Here is a 17,677-nt window from a genome sequence, read left to right on the forward strand (position 1 = left end):
TAACTGTGGCGAACATGGCGAACAAGAACATTCCCGACCCGGGCTTCTCCGACGACGACGGCTCCGCCGATCCCGAGCTGACCGCGGCCCTGGCCGCGTGGGCCGCGGACCGCACGCAGGAGCCGCGGGTGCTGGCCGCGCTCAAGGGCGCCCGGCTGCTGGTCCCCGTGGTCGCCGTACTCGGCGAGGTCGAGACCGACCCGGAGACCGGCCTGAAGCGGGAGAAGACCAGCGACATGGCCGTCCCGACCCTGCGCGCGGGAGACCGGCGGGCGCTGCCCGCCTTCACCTCGATCGCCTCGCTCGCCCTCTGGGACCCGGCCGCCCGGCCGGTCGCCGTCCCGCTGCACCAGGCCCTGGCGGCCGCCGCCCACGAGAAGGCCGACACCGTCGTGCTGGACCTGGCCGGCCCGGTCGCCTACCAGCTGACCGGCCCCGCGCTGCTCGCCCTCGCGGAGGGCCGTACGGACACCGACCCGCTGGCCGACCCCGCCGTGCGGGAGGCCGTACGGGCCGCCGTGTCCGGCGAGCCGGCCGTGCTGCGCGCCCACCTCGGCCCGGGGGGCGCGGACGTCGACGGAACCCTCGCGATCGTGCTGGCCGCCGACGCCCAGGCCCCGGCCGCGGCCCGCCGCGTCGCCGAGGCACTGGCGGCGGACACGACCCTGCGGGCCCGCCTGGTGCGCGGCCTGAACCTGGCGCTGCTGCCCTCGGACGCCCCGGTTCCGCCCGGCGAGCCCCTCTTCACCCGCTGAGCGGACCGCAGACACCACGCGGGAGACACCGCACCGGAGTACGACGCAGGAGGGGCCGGTCGTGACATCACGGCCGGCCCCTCCTGCGTCGTGCTTGCGCGTCGTGCTCCCGCCGGATCAGCCGAAGACGGGGCCGGTGAACTTCTCGCCCGGGCCCTGGCCCGGCTCGTCCGGGACGATCGAGGCCTCGCGGAAGGCCAGCTGCAGCGACTTCAGGCCGTCGCGCAGCGGGGCGGCGTGGAAGGAGCTGATCTCGGTGGCGCTCGCGGTGACCAGACCGGCGAGGGCCGTGATCAGCTTGCGGGCCTCGTCGAGGTCCTTGTGCTCGGAGTCCGGCTTGTCCAGGCCCAGGTTGACCGCCGCGGCGCTCAGCAGGTGCACGGCCACCGTGGTGATCACCTCGACGGCGGGCACGTCCGCGATGTCGCGGGTCATGGCGTCGTAGTCGGGGGAGCCGTCGGCAGCGGATTCGGTGGAGGCGGGGGGTGTCGCGTCAGTCATGCGCCCCACGATATGCCGTGCGGCGGGCTTGCAACGCGGGTGCTAGTATGTACATCGACCGGCCGGATGCTGTGGTGTCCGGCCCACAAGTGGAGGCTCCGTTCTCCCACCTGACCGCCTTCCGGGGCGGCGGGTCACCGGTCAGGCGGCATCCATCGTTCCGTACGGACGATGGAAAGCCGCCCGATTCTGCGCCCCGCGTGTTGCATGCGGCGGTGCTCCGGTTGTTTTGGAGCCCCTGCCTGTGCCCGGCGGGGCTTTTTTCATTCTCCCGCCGCGGTCGGTCCGACGGAAATACACGTCAGCGGCTGTCTGCCAGGCAGTCGTGTGGTGCTACCGAGGAGGATCCATCAGCACCGAGCCCCGCATCAACGACCGGATTCGCGTTCCCGAGGTACGACTCGTCGGTCCCAGCGGCGAGCAGGTCGGCATCGTGCCGCTTGCCAAGGCGCTTGAGCTCGCGCAGGAGTACGACCTCGACCTGGTCGAGGTCGCGGCGTCCGCACGCCCGCCGGTCTGCAAGCTCATGGACTACGGCAAGTTCAAGTACGAGTCGGCCATGAAGGCCCGTGAGGCGCGCAAGAACCAGGCGCACACGGTCATCAAGGAAATGAAGCTCCGGCCGAAGATCGACCCGCACGACTATGACACCAAGAAGGGTCACGTCGTTCGGTTCCTCAAGCAGGGCGACAAGGTCAAGATCACGATCATGTTCCGTGGTCGCGAGCAGTCCCGGCCGGAACTCGGCTACCGACTGCTGCAGCGTCTCGCTTCGGACGTCGAGGAGCTCGGCTTCATCGAGTCGAACCCGAAGCAGGACGGCCGAAACATGATCATGGTCCTCGGTCCGCACAAGAAGAAGACCGAGGCGATGGCCGAAGCCCGCGAGGCGCAGGCCGCCCGCAAGGCCGAGCGCCAGGGCACCGCCGCCGCCGACGAGGCGACTCCTTCCGAGGAGGCCGCCCCGGTCGAGGCGACGGACGCCACGGATGCCGAGGTCACCGAGGCCGACGCCGGTGAGGCGAACGCCGAGGCCTGATTCCGAGGCACCTGTCTCGAATCACCTACACACCATGACGCTCCCACCAGCCGGTCCGGTCCGGACCGGCGAGGGAGCGCCACCGACGAGGAGATAACGGCGCCATGCCGAAGAACAAGACGCACAGCGGTACCAAGAAGCGCTTCAAGGTCACCGGCTCCGGCAAGGTGCTCCGCGAGCGCGCCGGCAAGCGCCACCTGCTCGAGCACAAGTCGTCCCGTGTCACCCGCCGCCTCACCGGCAACGCGGAGATGGCTCCCGGCGACGCCGCGAAGATCAAGAAGCTTCTCGGCATCTGACATCCACCGCTCCCCCCGCAGGGAGCGGATGCATGTCGAGACCGGGACCCCATCGAATTTCCGGGTCGTGTGAAGACACCCACGGCCCCGCTACAAGGAGTTAAAAAGTGGCACGCGTCAAGCGGGCAGTAAACGCCCACAAGAAGCGCCGGGCGATCCTCGAGGCGGCCTCCGGCTACCGCGGTCAGCGTTCGCGCCTGTACCGCAAGGCCAAGGAGCAGGTCACCCACTCGCTGGTCTACAACTTCAACGACCGCAAGAAGCGCAAGGGCGACTTCCGTCAGCTGTGGATCCAGCGCATCAACGCCGCTGCCCGCCAGAACGGCATGACGTACAACCGCCTCATCCAGGGTCTGAAGGCCGCCAACATCGAGGTGGACCGCAAGATCCTCGCGGAGCTGGCCGTCAACGACGCCAACGCGTTCGCCGCGCTCGTCGAGGTCGCGCAGAAGGCGCTTCCGGCCGACGTCAACGCCCCCAAGGCCGCCGCGTAAGGCCTGGCCGGCCGCACCGGCGGTCGGCACCCTCGGACCCGCAGGCGATTCGCCTGCGGGTCCGAGTGCTTTCCCCGCTCCGCCGCGCCCCCGGCGCCCGCACCCCGAGAGAGAACCGCAGAGACCATGGCTGACCTGGGTCACCCCGCCGAGCTGATCTCCCCCCGATCCCCGCGGGTGGCCGCCGCCAGGCGACTGGCGCGGCGCAACTTCCGCACCAAGGAGCGCCGGTTCATCGCCGAGGGCCCCCAGGCGGTCCGCGAGGCCGTCGAGCACCGCGGCCCCACGGGCGCCCCGACCCTGATCGAGCTGTTCGCCACCGTCGAGGCCGCCGAGCGCTACGCCGAGATCATCGGTGCGGCCCTGGATGCCGGCGCCCGCGTGCACTACGCCTCCGACGAGGTGCTCGCCGAGGTCTCCCAGACCGTCACCCCGCAGGGCCTCGTCGGCGTCTGCCACTTCCTCGACTCGCCCTTCGAGGAGATCCTCAAGTCCGGGCCCAAGCTCGTCGCCGTCCTCGCGCACGTCCGCGACCCCGGCAACGCGGGCACGGTGCTGCGCTGCGCGGACGCCGCCGGTGCCGACGCGGTGGTGCTGACCGACGCCTCGGTGGACCTCTACAACCCCAAGTCCGTCCGGGCCTCCGTGGGATCCCTCTTCCACCTCCCGGTCGCCGTCGGCGTCCCGGTGGAGCAGGCCGTCGAGGGGCTGCGCGCCGCCGGCGTACGGATCCTCGCGGCCGACGGCGCCGGCGAGGACGACCTCGACGCCGAACTGGACGCGGGCACCATGGGCGGCCCCTCCGCCTGGGTGTTCGGCAACGAGGCCTGGGGCCTGCCGGAGGAGACCCGGGCCCTCGCGGACGCCGTCGTGCGGGTCCCGATCCACGGCAAGGCGGAGAGCCTGAACCTCGCGACGGCCGCCGCCGTGTGTCTCTACGCGTCCGCGCGTGCACAGCGGGCGCCCGGAGGGTGCCGCTCCGTGACCCCCAGCTAGTAATGTGGCGGCCCGGGGGCCCACTGCGCTACTCGGAGATGTGGGGTACGGGGACATGACCGTCGGAACGAACAGCTCACCCGGAGCCGCGGACGCGGCCGAGGAGCGGTTCCTGGACGCCCTCGAACCCCCGGCCGCGGCCGCCGACGGGCTGTGCGGCGTACCACCGCAGGCGGTGGACTCGGGGCGGGCCCGCATCGCCCGCCCGGTGGTCCCCGCCGCCCGGGAGGCCGCCGGGGGCGCCGGGTCCGCCGAGGCGCCCGGTGACCGCCTCGGCTTCGCCGTGGACCCGGACAGCCTGCCCGACGGGCTCGTCGTCGCCGACGACACCGGCCGGGTGGTCTGCTTCAACGCGGCCGCCGCCCGCATCACCGCACTCGCGCCGGAGCAGGCGCTCGGCGCCCCCATCGACCGTGCCCTGCCGCTGGAAGACCTCGAAGGCCGCCGCTGGTGGGCGCTCACCGACCCCTACGGGGGCCTCGCCACCCGCCGCGGACAGCCCGAGCGGAACCTGCTGCTCCCGGGCGGCCGCGAGGTGCTCGTCTCCGCGAGCTACGTCCGCAGCCACCCCACCGGCCCCGTGCGCCGGCTCGTCGTCACCCTGCGCGGCACCGAGGCCCGCCGCCGCACCGAGCGCAGCCACGCCGAGCTGATCGCCACGGTCGCCCACGAGCTGCGGTCCCCGCTGACCTCCGTCAAGGGGTTCACCGCGACCCTGCTGGCCAAGTGGGAGCGGTTCACCGACGACCAGAAGCGGCTGATGCTGGAGACCGTCGACGCCGACGCCAACCGCGTCACCCGTCTCATCGCCGAACTCCTCGACATCTCACGCATCGACTCAGGCCGCCTGGAGGTGCGCCGCCAGCCGGTCGACATCGCCACCGCCGTGGGCCGCCACGTACAGGCGCTCACCGCGAACGGCCAGGCGCCCGAGCGCTTCCTCGTCAGCGTCAGCCGCCCGCTCCCCGATCTGTGGGCCGATCCGGACAAGATCGACCAGATCCTCGGCAACCTCCTCGAAAATGCGGTGCGCCACGGCGAGGGAACGGTCACCATCGGGGTGTCGCCGCATGAGAAGGGAACCGCCGTCACCGTGTCCGACGAAGGCCCCGGGATCCCCGAGGAATCGATGGCCCGCGTCTTCACCCGCTTCTGGCGGGGGAGCAAGCGCGGCGGCACCGGCCTGGGCCTGTACATCGTCAAGGGCATCGTGGAGGCGCACGGCGGCACCATCACGGTCGGCCGCGGCCCCGGCGGCGGCGCCGAGTTCCGATTTATCCTGCCCGTGAGCGCCCCCGCGTACCTCACGCAGTAGTCCTGCGGAGCGTCCCGGCAGGCGGCCCACGGGCTCCTTCACCCCCAGCGACCTTTAGACTCGTCCTTTGGCACCTTTGTGTCCTTGTGCCGAGCGCGTCCTGCGCGTCGCGCGGGGGACCCAACCAGCCAGCCATCGGAAGTACGGGAAGAGATGTCGGCACCGAACAAGTCGTACGACCCTGTCGAGGTCGAGGCACTGAAACCGGAAGAGATCGAGCGCATGCGGGACGAGGCGCTCGCCGCCTTCGCGTCCGCCGGCGACCTCGACGCGCTGCGCGAGGCGAAGACCGCGCACATGGGCGACCGCTCGCCCCTGGCGCTCGCCAACCGCGAGATCGGCGCGCTGCCCCCGCAGGCCAAGGCCGAGGCGGGCAAGCGCGTGGGCCAGGCCCGCGGCGCCGTGAACAAGGCCTTCGGGGCCCGCACCGTCGAGCTCGAGGCCGAGCGCGACGAGCGGGTGCTGGTCGAGGAGGCCGTGGACGTCACGCTGCCCCACGACCGCACGCCCGCGGGCGCCCGGCACCCCCTGACCACGCTGATGGACCGCGTCGCGGACATCTTCGTCGCCATGGGCTACGAGGTCGCCGAGGGCCCCGAGGTCGAGGCGGAGTGGTTCAACTTCGACGCCCTCAACTTCACGCCCGACCACCCGGCGCGCCAGATGCAGGACACCTTCTTCGTCCAGGGGCCCGCGGGCACCGGGGGCGACGAGTCCGGTGTCGTGCTGCGCACCCACACCTCCCCGGTGCAGGCGCGCTCGCTGCTGGAGCGCAAGCCCCCCGTCTACATCGTCTGCCCGGGCCGCGTGTACCGCACCGACGAGCTCGACGCGACGCACACCCCCGTCTTCCACCAGGTCGAGCTGCTCGCCGTGGACGAGGGCCTGACCATGGCGGACCTGCGCGGCACCATCGACCACATGGTCAAGGAGCTGTTCGGCGAGGAGACCACCACCCGGCTGCGCCCGCACTTCTTCCCGTTCACCGAGCCGTCCGCCGAGATGGACATGCAGTGCTACGTGTGCCGCGGCGAGTCGGTGGGCAACCCCGACCGCCCGTGCCGTACCTGCTCCAGCGAGGGCTGGATCGAGCTCGGCGGCTGCGGCATGGTCAACCCCAAGGTGCTGACCGCCTGCGGTGTGGACCCGGAGAAGTACAGCGGGTTCGCCTTCGGCTTCGGCATCGAGCGGATGCTGATGTTCCGTCACAACGTTGAAGACATGCGAGACATGGTCGAGGGTGACGTCCGTTTCACCCGGCCCTTCGGGATGGAGATCTGATGCGGGTCCCGCTTTCGTGGCTGCGGGAGTACGTCGACCTCCCCGCCGGTGAATCCGGTCGCGACGTCGCGGCCAAGCTCGTCGACGCCGGCCTGGAGGTCGAGACCGTCGAGCAGCTCGGCTCCGGGCTCAAGGGCCCCCTCGTCGTCGGCCAGGTGCTGACCATCGAGGAGCTGGAGGGCTTCCGCAAGCCGATCCGCTTCTGCACGGTCGACGTCGGCTCCGCCAACGGCACCGGCGAGCCGCAGGAGATCGTCTGCGGCGCCCGGAACTTCGCCGTCGGCGACAAGGTCGTCGTGGTCCTGCCCGGCGCCGTCCTGCCCGGCGACTTCGCGATCGCCTCGCGCAAGACGTACGGCAAGACCTCGCACGGCATGATCTGCTCCGGCGAGGAGCTCGGCATGGGCGACGACGGCACGCACGGCATCATCGTGCTGCCGCCGGAGCACGAGACCGGCACCGACGCGATCGAGCTGCTCCAGCTCGTCGACGAGGTGCTGCACATCGACGTCACCCCGGACCGCGGCTACTGCATGTCCCTGCGCGGCATCGCCCGCGAGGTGGCCACCGCCTACGGCCTGCCGCTGCGCGACCCGGCGCTGCTCGACGTGCCCGGCCCGAACTCCTACGGCTACCCGGTCAAGATCGACGACCCGGCCGGCTGCGACCGCTTCACCGCCCGCACCGTCACCGGTCTCGACCCCGAGGCCCGCTCCCCGATCTGGCTCCAGCGCCGCCTCCAGAAGGCCGGCATGCGCCCGATCTCGCTCGCCGTCGACATCACCAACTACGTGATGCTCGAACTCGGCCAGCCGCTGCACGCCTACGATCGCTCGCGGATCGACGGCACCATCGGCGTCCGCCGTGCCGAGCAGGGCGAGAAGTTCACCACCCTCGACGGGGTCAAGCGCACGCTCGACGCCGAGGACCTGGTGATCACCGACAACAGCGGGCCGATCGGCCTCGCCGGTGTCATGGGCGGTGCCAACACCGAGATCGCCGACTCCGTCACCGACCCGGAGACCGGCATCGTCACCGGGACCACCGACGTGGTCATCGAGGCGGCGCACTTCGACTCTGTGTCGATCTCGCGCACCGCCCGCCGCATGAAGCTGTCCTCCGAGGCGTCCAAGCGCTTCGAGCGCGGCGTCGACCCGCAGGCCGCCGCCGCGGCCGCGCAGCGGACCGTCGACCTGCTCGTGCTCCTCGCCGGCGGCACCGCCGAGGCCGGGGTCACCGAGGTCGTCGCCCCGGGCGCTCCGCGTACCATCGCGATGGCCGCCGACCACCCGGACCGGGTCGCGGGCATGGACTACGGCCGTGAGACCGTCGTGCGCCGCCTCCAGGAGATCGGCTGCGACGTCTACGGCCAGGACGAGCTCGTCGTCACGCTGCCCTCGTGGCGGCCCGATCTCGCCGCGCCCAACGACCTCGCCGAAGAGGTCATCCGGCTGGAGGGCTACGGGAACCTCCCGTCGACCCTGCCGCAGGTGCCCTCCGGCCGCGGTCTGACCGCCCGGCAGCAGCTCCACCGCCGGGTCGGCCGCGCGCTGGCCGGCGCCGGCTACGTCGAGGCGCTCAGCTACCCGTTCCTCGGCGAGGGCGTCTTCGACCAGCTCCAGCTGCCGGCGCACGACGCCGCCCGCCAGGTCGTCAAGCTGGTCAACCCGCTCTCCGACGAGGAGCCGGCGCTGCGCACCACGCTGCTGCCGGGTCTGCTCGGCGCGCTGCGCCGCAACGACAGCCGGGGCAGCCACGACCTCGCGCTCTTCGAGACCGGTTCGGTCTTCCGGGCCGCCGCGCAGCCGGGTGTCGCCGTACGGCTGCCCGTCGACCGGCGTCCCACCGACGAAGAGGTCGCCACCCTGGACGCGGCGCTGCCCGCGCAGCCGCGGTACGCCGCGGTCGTGCTGGCCGGTGCCCGCGAGCAGGCCGGCTGGTGGGGCAAGGGCCGCCCGGCCGACTGGGCCGACGCCGTCCAGGCCGCCCGGGCGCTGGCCGTCGAGGCCGGCACCGAGCTCGTCGTCCGCCAGGGCCAGTACGGTCCCTGGCACCCGGGCCGCTGCGCCGAGCTGGTCGTCACCATCGACGGTGTGGAGCAGGTCATCGGCCACGCCGGCGAGCTGCACCCGCGCGTGGTCAAGGCCATGGGCCTGCCGGCCCGTACCAGCGCGATGGAGCTCGACCTGGACCGCCTCGCGGCGGCCGGCGGCGAAGCCGTCCAGGCGCCCCGGATCTCCTCCTTCCCGGTGGCGACCCAGGACGTCGCGCTGATCGTGGACGCGTCCGTCCCGGCGTCCTCCGTCGAGGCCGCCCTGCGCAAGGGTGCGGGCGAACTCCTGGAGTCGCTGCGCCTGTTCGACGTCTTCACCGGTGAGCAGGTCGGCGAGGGCAAGAAGTCCCTGGCGTACGCGCTGCGCTTCCGCGCGGCCGACCGCACGCTGACCGCCGAGGAGTCCACGGCCGCGCGCGACGCGGCGGTGGCGCTCGCCGGCGAGCGGACCGGGGCGGTGCTCCGGGGCGCGTAGCCGAACGGTCCCCGGACCCGTTCAAGGCCTGATGAGGGGCACATCCGCCGGCGGATGTGCCCCTCACTCATTCGGGTGAGAAGCTCCTGGGCCCATGTCGGGGGCCGCCGTCCGGTCGACACAATCGATCCGGCCGGAGGGGAGTCCTACGGATGATCACGCGCGGGGAGACGACCCGGGTGCGCCGGGTGTGCGTCGCGGCCTGGGGCGGGGCCGCGGTGTCCTGGGAGCTGTCCACGCCGGGCATGCTCGTGCCCAGCCTGGCCACGTGCGCCGCCTTCCTGCTGTTGGCCACCGCGTGCGCCCTGCACATCCGGCGCGGGCTGCTGGCCGAGCTGCGCCGGTCGCAGGAGATCGCGGGCGCCGCGCAGCGGGCCCTGCTCCGGCCGCTGCCGGGCCGGATCGACGGCCTGGCCCTGGCCGCCGCCCAGCTCTCCGCGAGCCGGGGCGCAGCGGTGGGCGGCGACCTGTACGAGGCCGTGCCGACGGCCCACGGGGTCCGGGTGGTCATCGGGGACGTACGCGGCCACGGGCTGCCGGCGCTGGGCGCGGCCGCGGCCGTCCTCGGGGCCTTCCGCGAGGCGGCGTACGACGAGCCCTCGCTCGGCGGCGTCCTGCGGCGCATGGAGCGGGCCCTGGGCCGGCACGTGCGCGACCGCGCCCGGGCCGAGCACCCGTCGGCCTGTTCCGCCGAGCCGGAGTCCCCGGCGGCGGAGGAGTTCGTGACCGTGCTGCTCCTGCAGATCGCGGCGGACGGCACCCTGCGGGCCCTGAACTGCGGCCACCCCTGGCCCTACCTGATCCGTCCGGCCCCGGTCCCGGAAACCTGTGCGGCGGGCGGCCGGGGCTCTGTCCCGGACCCCGCACCCCGGGTGGGGGCGGGGCAGCCGCACGCGCGGCCCGGCACGGGGGAACGCTCCCCGCGGCCGGCCCCGGAGGTCGGACCGCTCGGCGGCGATACGCTGCCGCCGCTCGGCGTGATGCCGTTGCCGCCGGTCCTGCGGGCGCACACGTGCGGGGAACTCCGGCCCGGGGAGACGTTGTTCCTGCACACCGACGGCGCCGAGGACGCGCGCGACCCGGCCGGGCGGTTCTTCCCGCTGCCGAGCGTCCTGGCACGGGCGCCGCTCACCCCCGCGCGGCTGGTCGCGGGCGTGCACGCGGCCCTGCTCCGGCACACCGGCGGGCGGCTCGCCGACGACGTGGCCCTGCTGGTGCTCCGCAACGACCGGCATTGACCAGGCGCTTGATGACGCGCTCGGCCACGCACGCCGGGCCCGGTGGATGGGCCCGGCGCGCGTCCGGTCCGGTCCGCTGCCGGGGCCCGGCGACCAACCGGGCGCCGGCGGAACCGGAAGGCGCCGCCCGCCTGCCATGGAGTGTCGGGCAGACAGCAGGACGGGCGGCGCGGTGACGGGTCGTCGCACTGTTCGAGGGGGAGCCGACGACCCGAGCTCCTCTTGGCGAGGGCCTTCAGTCAAGCGCCTCCAGGGGTCCGTGCGGCAGAGTGCGGATCGCATTTATGCGCGTACCTGGTTCACACCCCGTGTGAACCACGCACCCACTAGCCTGATACCGACGAGCTCCGGGAGCGGCCCATGCAGCCCAATGTCCTGCTCGACGCCCTCCTCGCCGAGGCGGGCATGTCCCACGCCGGGCTCGCCGCCCACGTGAACCAGGCCGGGCGCACGCGCGGTCTGGCCCTGCGTTACGAACACACCGCCGTGACCCGGTGGTTGAAGGGCCAGCGCCCCCGCGGCCAGGTCCCCGACCTGATCTGCGAGGTGCTCGGCGGCCGGCTGCGGCGGCCCGTCGGGCTGGACGACATCGGCCTCGGGGTCCCCGACCACCCGGTGTCCCTGCACGCCTCCCCGCTCAGCGGGTTCGTGGACCGGGCCGCCGCCCTGTGGCGCTCCGACGGCCGGGCGCGGCCCCAACTGCTCACCGCCGAGGCGGTCACCGGCACCCCGGCCGTCATCCCGGTCTGGGAATGGGAGAACCCGCCCGAGGACGTCGACGTCTCGCGCGACGGCCCGAACCGGATCGGTCCCGAGCACGTCGAGATCCTCAAGGCCGCCCGCGCCCACTACGAGCTGATGTACCGCCGGGCCGGCGGCGTGGCCACCCGCGACCGGATCGTCCGCTTCCTCGGCACGGAGACCGCGCCGATGCTGCGCGGGAGCTACCCCGACGACCTCGGCCGCCGGCTGCACCGGGCCACCGGGTCCCTGGTGGCGGTGGCGGGGATCTGCGCGTACGACTCGGACGCGCACGGGCTGGCGCAGCGCTACTTCCACCAGGCGCTGCGCCTGGCCAAGGCCAGCGGGGACCGGGGGCTCGGCGCGTACGTGATCGCCCTGATCGTCAACCAGTCCCTGCACCTGCGGGAGTACCGCCAGGCCGTCGCCTTCGCCGAGGCCGCGCTGCGCGCCGCCGGCCGGCACACCACCCCGGCCCTCGCCGCCGATCTGCACGCCATGCAGGCCAAGGCCTATGCCCAACTCGGCGACGCGCAGGCCGCGCTGGCCTGCATCCGCGGCGCCGAGGCGGCCGCCGCGCGGATCCGTCCGGGCAGCGAACCGGACGAGACCGGCTACGTCCAGCCCGGCCTGGTCAACGTGCAGGTCGCCGAGGCCCTGCTCAGCCTGGGGGATCTGGAGGCCGCGCGGGTCCAGGCGGCCGCCGCCGTCGGCACCCCGGCACACGACCGCGGCCGGGTGCACCGGCTGGCGATGCTGTGCGAGATCCAGCTCCGGCAGGGAGAGGCGGACCGGGCCGCGGCGGGCGCGGCCGAGATGGCCGAGCGGGCCCGGGGGATGGAGTCGCTGAGACTGCGCGACCGGCTGTGGGCGGTCCGCGAACAGCTTCTGACCAGCGGTTGTTCGGACGCGCAGGAGACCGTGCGGCTCATCGACGGGGCGCTGCGCGTTCCGCTGTGACAAGGCAGCTGCTGCGATGTTTGCCACCTACTCGAACGGAAGGTGGCACAGCCGTGCAGTGGACGAACCTGAGTGAGCAGACTGTGTACAAGAACCGCTGGTTCGATGTGAATCTCGCCGATGTGGAACTCCCCGACGGCCGGCACCTGGACCACTTCGTGATCCGGCTGCGCCCGGTGGCCGTGGCCACGGCCGTCAACGAGGCCAACGAGGTGCTGCTGCTGTGGCGGCACCGCTTCATCACCGACAGCTGGGGCTGGGAACTGCCCGCCGGGGTCGTCGAGGACGGCGAGGACATCGCCGCGGCGGCGGCCCGGGAGATGGAGGAGGAGTCGGGCTGGCGGCCCGGCCCGCTCCACCACCTGATGACCGTCGAGCCGTCCAACGGTCTGACCGACGCCCGCCACCACCTGTACTGGGCGGACGGGGCCACCTACACCGGCCACCCCGAGGACGACTTCGAGTCCTCGCGCCGGGAGTGGGTCCCCCTCAAGCTGGTGCCGGACATGATCGCGGACGGGGAGATCCCGGCCGCCAACATGGCGGCCGGGCTGCTCCTGCTGCACCACCTGCGGCTCGGCCGGCCGTAGCGGTCACCCCGCGGCGGGCCGGCCGGCTCGCGCGCGCGGTCAGCCGTACGGGTAGAAGCCCGCGCCGCTCTTGCGGCCCAGGCGGCCGGCGTCGACCATGCGCTGGAGCAGCGGGGGAGCGGCGTACAGCGGCTCCTTGTACTCGGCGTACATCGAGTCGGCGATCGAGGCGATGGTGTCCAGGCCGATCAGGTCGGACAGCTTCAGCGGGCCCATCGGGTGGGCGCAGCCCAGCTCCATGCCGTTGTCGATGTCCTCGCGGCTCGCGATGCCCGACTCGAACATCCGGATCGCGGACAGCAGGTAGGGGACGAGGAGCGCGTTGACGACGAAACCGGAACGGTCCTGGGCGCGGACCGCGTGCTTGCCGAGCACGTCCCGCACCAGGGCTTCCGCCCGCTTGATCGTCTCCTCGCCCGTGGTCAGCGCCGGGATCAGCTCGACGAGCTTCTGCACGGGGGCCGGGTTGAAGAAGTGGATGCCGATGACCTGGTCGGGCCGCGAGGTCGCGACGGCCAGCTTGACCAGCGGGATCGAGGAGGTGTTGGAGGCGAGGATCGCGTCCGGACGGGTGATCACCTGGTCGAGGACCTGGAAGATCTCGGTCTTGACCTGCTCGTTCTCGACGACCGCCTCGATGACGAGGTCGCGGTCCGCGAACTCGCCGAGGTCGGTGGTGAAGGTGAGGCGGGCCAGGGTGGCGTCCCGCTCCTCCTCGGTGATCTTGCCGCGCTCGGCGGCCTTGGTCAGGGAGTTGTGGAGCCGGGTACGGCCGATCTCCAGGGCTTCGCCGGTGGTCTCGGCGACCTTGACCTCAAGGCCGCTTCGGGCACACACCTCGGCGATACCCGCGCCCATCTGGCCACAGCCCACTACGCCGACCCGTGTGATGTCGGAAGGGAGGTCAGTCACTTCGTGCCTTTCGCAGCTCATCCGTCGGCGGGTCCCCCGTGTGATTCCGGCGCCCGCCACGCCCCCCGACGTTACTCCCGACCTTGCGCGGCGCGGCGGGCCGGGGCGGGCATGCTGGGCGGGCACCGCGCATCGTCACTCAGTGGAACGGAGTCGTCACATGGCGTACATCGGTCGACGGGCACTGCTGGCAGGAGCGGCGGGGGTGATCGCCGCCGCGACCGGGGGGTCGGCGTTCGCCGCGCTGCGGAACTCCGGCCCGCTCCCCGCGGGGGGCGCCGGCACCCCCGAGTTCCGGGGGATGTGGATCGCGTCCGTCTCGAACGTGGACTGGCCCTCGCGCAGCGGGCTGTCGGCCGCGACGCAGCGCAAGGAGCTGCTGGCCCTGCTCGACACCGCCGTCCGCCGCCGGCTCAACGCGGTGGTCCTCCAGGTCCGGCCGGCGGCCGACGCGCTGTGGCCCTCGCCGTTCGAGCCCTGGTCGCAGTGGCTCACGGGGCAGCAGGGGGTCGATCCGGGCTGGGACCCCCTCGGTACGGCCGTCGCGGAGGCGCACGCCCGCGGTCTGGAGCTGCACGCCTGGTTCAACCCGTACCGGGTCGCCAACCACGCCGACTTCGACCGGCTGGTGCCCGAGCACCCGGCCCGGCAGGACGGCTGGACGGTCGAGTACGGCGGGAAGCTCTACTACAACCCCGGGGTACCCGCGGTGCGGCGGTTCGTGCAGGACGCCATGCTCGACGCGGTCACCCGCTACCCGCTGGACGCCGTCCACTGGGACGACTACTTCTACCCCTACCCGGTGGAGGGGGAGTACTTCGACGACGACGACGCCTACGAGGAGTACGGGGGCGGCTTCTCGTCACGGGCGGCGTGGCGGCGGGGCAACACCGACACCCTGGTCCGCGAGATGTCCCAGCGGCTGCGCGCCCTGCGGCCCGCGGTCAGGTTCGGGATCAGCCCCTTCGGGATCTGGCGCAACTCCGACCGGGACCCGGCCGGCTCGCCGACCCGCGGCCTCGCGGCGTACGACGACCTGTACGCGGACACCCGCAAGTGGGTCAGGGAGGGCTGGATCGACTACGTCGTGCCACAGGCCTACTGGCACATCGGGCACGCCACGGCCGACTACGCGGCGCTCGTCCCGTGGTGGGCGCGGACCGTCGCGGGCACGAAGGCGGACCTGTACGTGGGCGAGGCGCTCTACCGCTGCGACGCGGACAGCCCGACCGCGGCCTGGCGGGATCCGGCGGAGCTGTCGCGGCACGTGCGGTTCGCCCGCGGATACCCGGAGGTCCGCGGCCACGTCTACTTCTCGGCGAAGCAGGTGGCCGCGGACCCCAACGGGGCGATGGCACGCGTCGTGGCCGACCACTACGGCTCGGCCGTGCCCCCGCGGTGAAATCAGTGCCTGGGCTCTGCGGGGTGGCGGACGACGCAGTCGGGTCCGGGAGCCATCAGCGCTTCGTGTCCGTCCTGGAAACGGACCCGGTACGGGGGCGTCCCGTTCTCGCCGAGCACCTGGGTGATCTCGCCCACCTTGTCGGGTTGTCCGACGATCCTGCCGTGCTGCACCAGCTGGTCGCCCTCGGTAGCTCGCATGTCTGACCTCCTCGGTGGCGCTCCGATCCGGTGCTAGCAGTTTAGGTCGTTCTATGACTGTTTGACCCGTTGGGTCACCGCAATGCAGACGAGAACCGCGCAGGCCGCGGCCGGTGCGGCGGGCGCGAGGTGCTCCCCGAGGAGCGCCACGGACCAGACCAGCGTCAGCAGCGGCTGCGCGAGCTGGAGCTGGCTGGCCCGGGGCGCCCCGATCTCGGCCATGCCGCGGTACCAGACGTACAGGCCGAGGAAGGTGGACCCGGCCGCCGCCCACACCAGCCCGGCCAGCCCGTGGCCGGTGAGGTGCACCGGCTCGTACGCGAGCCCGAGCACCGAGCCGGCCGCGCTGAGCGGCAGGCACAGCACCAGGGCCCAGCCGATCACCTGCCAGCCCGGCAGGGTGCGGGCCAGCCGCCCGCCCTCGGTGTACCCGGCCGCGCACACCAGCAGCGCGGCGAACAGGTAGCCGTCGCCGGCGGACAGGGAGCCGCCGCTCTGCGCGAGGGTGAAGCCCAGCACCACCACGGCCCCGGCCACGGCCGCGGCCCAGAAGGCCCGCGGGGGCCGGTTGCCGGTACGCAGTGCGGACAGCGCGGCCGTGGTCAGCGGCAGGAGGCCGACGACGACGGCGGCGTGCGAGGTGGTGGAGGTCTGCAGCGCCAGGGTCGTCAGCAGCGGGAAGCCGACGACCACCCCGCCGGCGACGACGGCGAGGCCCGCCCAGTGCTCGCGGGCCGGCGGCGCCACCCGGCGGGCCAGCAGGAAGACGCCCGCGATGGCCGCGGCCAGGACACTGCGCAGGGCCACCAGCGACCACGGGCCGAAGCTCTCCAGGCCCCAGGCGGTGGCGGGGAAGGTCAGCGAGAACGCGACGACGCCGAGCGAGGCGAGGGCCGTGCCCCGCAGCAGCGGATGCTTCACCGCTATCGCGGTCGGGAGAGTAGCGCTATTCTGTGCTGTCATGTATGAGCGTAGCAGTGTGGCGGAGCTGGCAGATTCTCTGAGGTCTGAACTGAACCGCTACTCGGTGGGTGGAAAGCTGCCGTCGAGCCGTGCTCTGGTCGAGCGCTACCGGGTCAGCCCCGTCACCGTCTCCCGGGCCCTCGCGCAGCTCGCCGCCGAGGGCCTCGTCGTCACCCGGCCCGGCGCCGGTGTCTTCCGCGCCGCCCCGCGCACGGCGCTCCCCTCGGCCGGGGACACCTCCTGGCAGGAGGTCGCACTCAGCGCCGAGGGAGCCGGGGACGTCGTTCCGCGGTCGGTGGACGCCTCCGGGGTGCTGGCCTGCCTGGCCGCGCCGCCGCCGTCGGTGATCCCCCTCAACAGCGGATACCTGCACGCCTCCATCCAGCCCGAGCGGGCCATGGCCGCCGCCCTCGCCCGGGCGGGGCGGCGCCCCGGCGCCTGGGACCGGCCGCCCATGGAGGGCCTGCCCGAGCTGCGCGACTGGTTCGCCCGCGAGATCGGCGGGGCGGTCGGGGCCGCCGACGTCCTGGTGACCGCGGGCGGGCAGAGCGCGCTGACCACCGCCCTGCGGGCGCTGGCCCCGCCCGGGGCGCCGATCCTCGTGGAGTCCCCGACCTACCCCGGGCTGCTGGCCATCGCCCGCGCCTCCGGGTGCCGGCCGGTGCCCGTACCGGTGGACGCCGACGGGGTCCGGCCGGAACTCCTGGCCGCCGCCTTCGAGGCGACCGGCGCGCGGGTGTTCGTCTGCCAGCCGCTCTTCCAGAACCCCACCGGCGCGGTACTGGCCCCCGACCGGAGGGCCGAGGTGCTGCGGATCGCGCGCGCCGCGGGGGCCTTCGTGGTCGAGGACGACTACGCCCGCTCCCTCGCCCACGACGACTGCGGGCCGCTGCCCGCGACCCTGGCCGCCGAGGACCACGACGGGGTGGTCGTGCACGTCAGGTCCCTGACCAAGGCCACCTCGCCCAGCCTGCGGGTCGGCGCACTGGCCGCCCGCGGCCCGGTGGTGGACCGGCTGCGCGCCGTCCAGGTCGTGGACAGCTTCTTCGTGCCCCGGCCGCTCCAGGAGGCGGCGCTGGAACTGGTCGGCGCCCCCGCCTGGCCGCGCCACCTGCGCACGGTGGCCGCCGAACTGCGCCACCGGCGCGACGTCCTCGCGGGCGCGCTGCGACGGGAGCTGCCCGGTCTGACCGTGCCCCACCTGCCCTCGGGCGGCTATCAGCTGTGGGCCAGGATGACCGGCGGCGGGGACGACGCGTCCTTCGCGGCCACGGCCCTGCGCGCCGGGGTGGCGGTGGCCCCCGGCCGCCCCTACTTCTGCGCCGAGCCGCCCGCTGCGTACGTCCGCCTGAGCTTCGCCGGAGTCTCCGGCCCGGGCGAACTCGTGGAGGCCGTGCAGCGGGTGCGGTCGGGCCTGGGGGAGGAGGCGCGTACTCCGGACGCTTGACCCGCTGCCCCGCGCG

General features: G+C 73.3%; 17 protein-coding genes. 13 read left to right on the forward strand and 4 right to left on the reverse strand.

The window, feature by feature from the left end; translation table 11 throughout:
- Positions 1-14: 14 nt before the first annotated feature.
- Positions 15-755 carry an SseB family protein gene (locus AB0O53_RS30665; protein WP_365199989.1) on the forward strand — a complete coding sequence of 247 codons (741 nt, stop codon included), beginning with the start codon at positions 15-17 and terminating at the stop codon, positions 753-755.
- A gap of 117 nt (positions 756-872) precedes the next feature.
- Here the strand turns inward: AB0O53_RS30665 and AB0O53_RS30670 are convergent, their stop codons facing one another.
- Entirely contained in the window at positions 873-1,256 is a 384-nt protein-coding gene (locus AB0O53_RS30670; RefSeq protein ID WP_350998147.1) for a DUF1844 domain-containing protein, read from the reverse strand.
- 325 nt (positions 1,257-1,581) lie between these two features.
- Between AB0O53_RS30670 and infC the strand changes: the two genes are divergently transcribed.
- The 10 genes from infC (at position 1,582) to AB0O53_RS30720 (ending at position 12,737) form a co-directional block, all read left to right on the forward strand.
- Complete coding sequence (gene infC / locus AB0O53_RS30675) at positions 1,582-2,295, forward strand: translation initiation factor IF-3 (RefSeq protein ID WP_030656016.1); 714 nt, start codon at positions 1,582-1,584, stop codon at positions 2,293-2,295.
- A gap of 104 nt (positions 2,296-2,399) precedes the next feature.
- Positions 2,400-2,594, forward strand: coding sequence for a 50S ribosomal protein L35 (rpmI, locus tag AB0O53_RS30680; RefSeq protein WP_030012385.1), 195 nt, complete (start codon positions 2,400-2,402; stop codon positions 2,592-2,594).
- A 107-nt stretch (positions 2,595-2,701) separates the two neighbouring features.
- Positions 2,702-3,088, forward strand: a complete 387-nt coding sequence (gene rplT / locus AB0O53_RS30685; protein ID WP_007263143.1) for a 50S ribosomal protein L20 — start codon at positions 2,702-2,704, stop codon at positions 3,086-3,088.
- Between the two features lie 135 nt (positions 3,089-3,223).
- Complete coding sequence (locus AB0O53_RS30690) at positions 3,224-4,084, forward strand: TrmH family RNA methyltransferase (RefSeq protein ID WP_365200038.1); 861 nt, start codon at positions 3,224-3,226, stop codon at positions 4,082-4,084.
- A gap of 55 nt (positions 4,085-4,139) precedes the next feature.
- Entirely contained in the window at positions 4,140-5,399 is a 1,260-nt protein-coding gene (locus AB0O53_RS30695) for a sensor histidine kinase (RefSeq protein ID WP_365199992.1), read from the forward strand.
- Positions 5,400-5,552: 153 nt separating this feature from the next.
- Entirely contained in the window at positions 5,553-6,680 is a 1,128-nt protein-coding gene (gene pheS, locus AB0O53_RS30700) for a phenylalanine--tRNA ligase subunit alpha (protein WP_365199995.1), read from the forward strand.
- Positions 6,680-9,208, forward strand: a complete 2,529-nt coding sequence (pheT, locus tag AB0O53_RS30705; RefSeq protein WP_350998139.1) for a phenylalanine--tRNA ligase subunit beta — start codon at positions 6,680-6,682, stop codon at positions 9,206-9,208. The genes pheS and pheT overlap by 1 nt, the downstream gene beginning before the upstream one ends.
- Positions 9,209-9,360: 152 nt before the next feature.
- Positions 9,361-10,446: a PP2C family protein-serine/threonine phosphatase gene (locus AB0O53_RS30710; protein WP_435886696.1), complete on the forward strand. Its 1,086-nt coding sequence runs from the start codon at positions 9,361-9,363 to the stop codon at positions 10,444-10,446.
- A 360-nt stretch (positions 10,447-10,806) separates the two neighbouring features.
- A complete protein-coding gene (locus AB0O53_RS30715; protein WP_350998137.1) occupies positions 10,807-12,147 on the forward strand; it encodes an NsdA family TPR-like regulatory protein in 1,341 nt (446 codons plus the stop codon).
- A 53-nt stretch (positions 12,148-12,200) separates the two neighbouring features.
- Positions 12,201-12,737, forward strand: coding sequence for an NUDIX hydrolase (locus AB0O53_RS30720; RefSeq protein WP_136232839.1), 537 nt, complete (start codon positions 12,201-12,203; stop codon positions 12,735-12,737).
- A gap of 39 nt (positions 12,738-12,776) precedes the next feature.
- Here AB0O53_RS30720 and AB0O53_RS30725 read toward each other — a convergent pair whose 3' ends face one another.
- The gene (locus AB0O53_RS30725) at positions 12,777-13,670 is read right to left on the reverse strand and encodes a 3-hydroxybutyryl-CoA dehydrogenase (protein ID WP_350998135.1); all 894 of its coding nucleotides are present in this window, start codon (positions 13,668-13,670) and stop codon (positions 12,777-12,779) included.
- A gap of 139 nt (positions 13,671-13,809) precedes the next feature.
- On the opposite strand from AB0O53_RS30725, the gene AB0O53_RS30730 reads away from it, so the two are divergent.
- Positions 13,810-15,051: a glycoside hydrolase family 10-like protein gene (locus AB0O53_RS30730; protein WP_365199999.1), complete on the forward strand. Its 1,242-nt coding sequence runs from the start codon at positions 13,810-13,812 to the stop codon at positions 15,049-15,051.
- Between the two features lie 2 nt (positions 15,052-15,053).
- On the opposite strand, the gene AB0O53_RS30735 is transcribed toward AB0O53_RS30730, so the two are convergent.
- Positions 15,054-15,251, reverse strand: a complete 198-nt coding sequence (locus AB0O53_RS30735) for a DUF1918 domain-containing protein (protein WP_030656039.1) — start codon at positions 15,249-15,251, stop codon at positions 15,054-15,056.
- A 51-nt stretch (positions 15,252-15,302) separates the two neighbouring features.
- Positions 15,303-16,214 (reverse strand): DMT family transporter, encoded by a 912-nt coding sequence (locus tag AB0O53_RS30740; protein WP_365200001.1) that lies wholly within the window; start codon positions 16,212-16,214, stop codon positions 15,303-15,305.
- Between AB0O53_RS30740 and AB0O53_RS30745 the strand changes: the two genes are divergently transcribed.
- The gene (locus AB0O53_RS30745; RefSeq protein WP_350998126.1) at positions 16,213-17,661 is read left to right on the forward strand and encodes an aminotransferase-like domain-containing protein; all 1,449 of its coding nucleotides are present in this window, start codon (positions 16,213-16,215) and stop codon (positions 17,659-17,661) included. The genes AB0O53_RS30740 and AB0O53_RS30745 overlap by 2 nt on opposite strands.
- Positions 17,662-17,677: the final 16 nt, after the last annotated feature.

Source organism: Streptomyces erythrochromogenes, from assembly GCF_040684695.1.
Lineage (GTDB): Bacteria > Actinomycetota > Actinomycetes > Streptomycetales > Streptomycetaceae > Streptomyces > Streptomyces erythrochromogenes_C.

Coding starts and splice junctions, on each gene's coding strand:
- AB0O53_RS30665 (WP_365199989.1), top strand. CDS start 15: ATGGCGAACAAGAACATTCCCGACCCGGGCTTCTCCGACGACGACGGC.
- AB0O53_RS30670 (WP_350998147.1), bottom strand. CDS start 1,256: ATGACTGACGCGACACCCCCCGCCTCCACCGAATCCGCTGCCGACGGC.
- rpmI (WP_030012385.1), top strand. CDS start 2,400: ATGCCGAAGAACAAGACGCACAGCGGTACCAAGAAGCGCTTCAAGGTC.
- AB0O53_RS30695 (WP_365199992.1), top strand. CDS start 4,140: ATGACCGTCGGAACGAACAGCTCACCCGGAGCCGCGGACGCGGCCGAG.
- pheS (WP_365199995.1), top strand. CDS start 5,553: ATGTCGGCACCGAACAAGTCGTACGACCCTGTCGAGGTCGAGGCACTG.
- pheT (WP_350998139.1), top strand. CDS start 6,680: ATGCGGGTCCCGCTTTCGTGGCTGCGGGAGTACGTCGACCTCCCCGCC.
- AB0O53_RS30710 (WP_435886696.1), top strand. CDS start 9,361: ATGATCACGCGCGGGGAGACGACCCGGGTGCGCCGGGTGTGCGTCGCG.
- AB0O53_RS30715 (WP_350998137.1), top strand. CDS start 10,807: ATGCAGCCCAATGTCCTGCTCGACGCCCTCCTCGCCGAGGCGGGCATG.
- AB0O53_RS30725 (WP_350998135.1), bottom strand. CDS start 13,670: ATGAGCTGCGAAAGGCACGAAGTGACTGACCTCCCTTCCGACATCACA.
- AB0O53_RS30730 (WP_365199999.1), top strand. CDS start 13,810: ATGGCGTACATCGGTCGACGGGCACTGCTGGCAGGAGCGGCGGGGGTG.
- AB0O53_RS30735 (WP_030656039.1), bottom strand. CDS start 15,251: ATGCGAGCTACCGAGGGCGACCAGCTGGTGCAGCACGGCAGGATCGTC.
- AB0O53_RS30745 (WP_350998126.1), top strand. CDS start 16,213: ATGTATGAGCGTAGCAGTGTGGCGGAGCTGGCAGATTCTCTGAGGTCT.
- AB0O53_RS30740 (WP_365200001.1), bottom strand. CDS start 16,214: ATGACAGCACAGAATAGCGCTACTCTCCCGACCGCGATAGCGGTGAAG.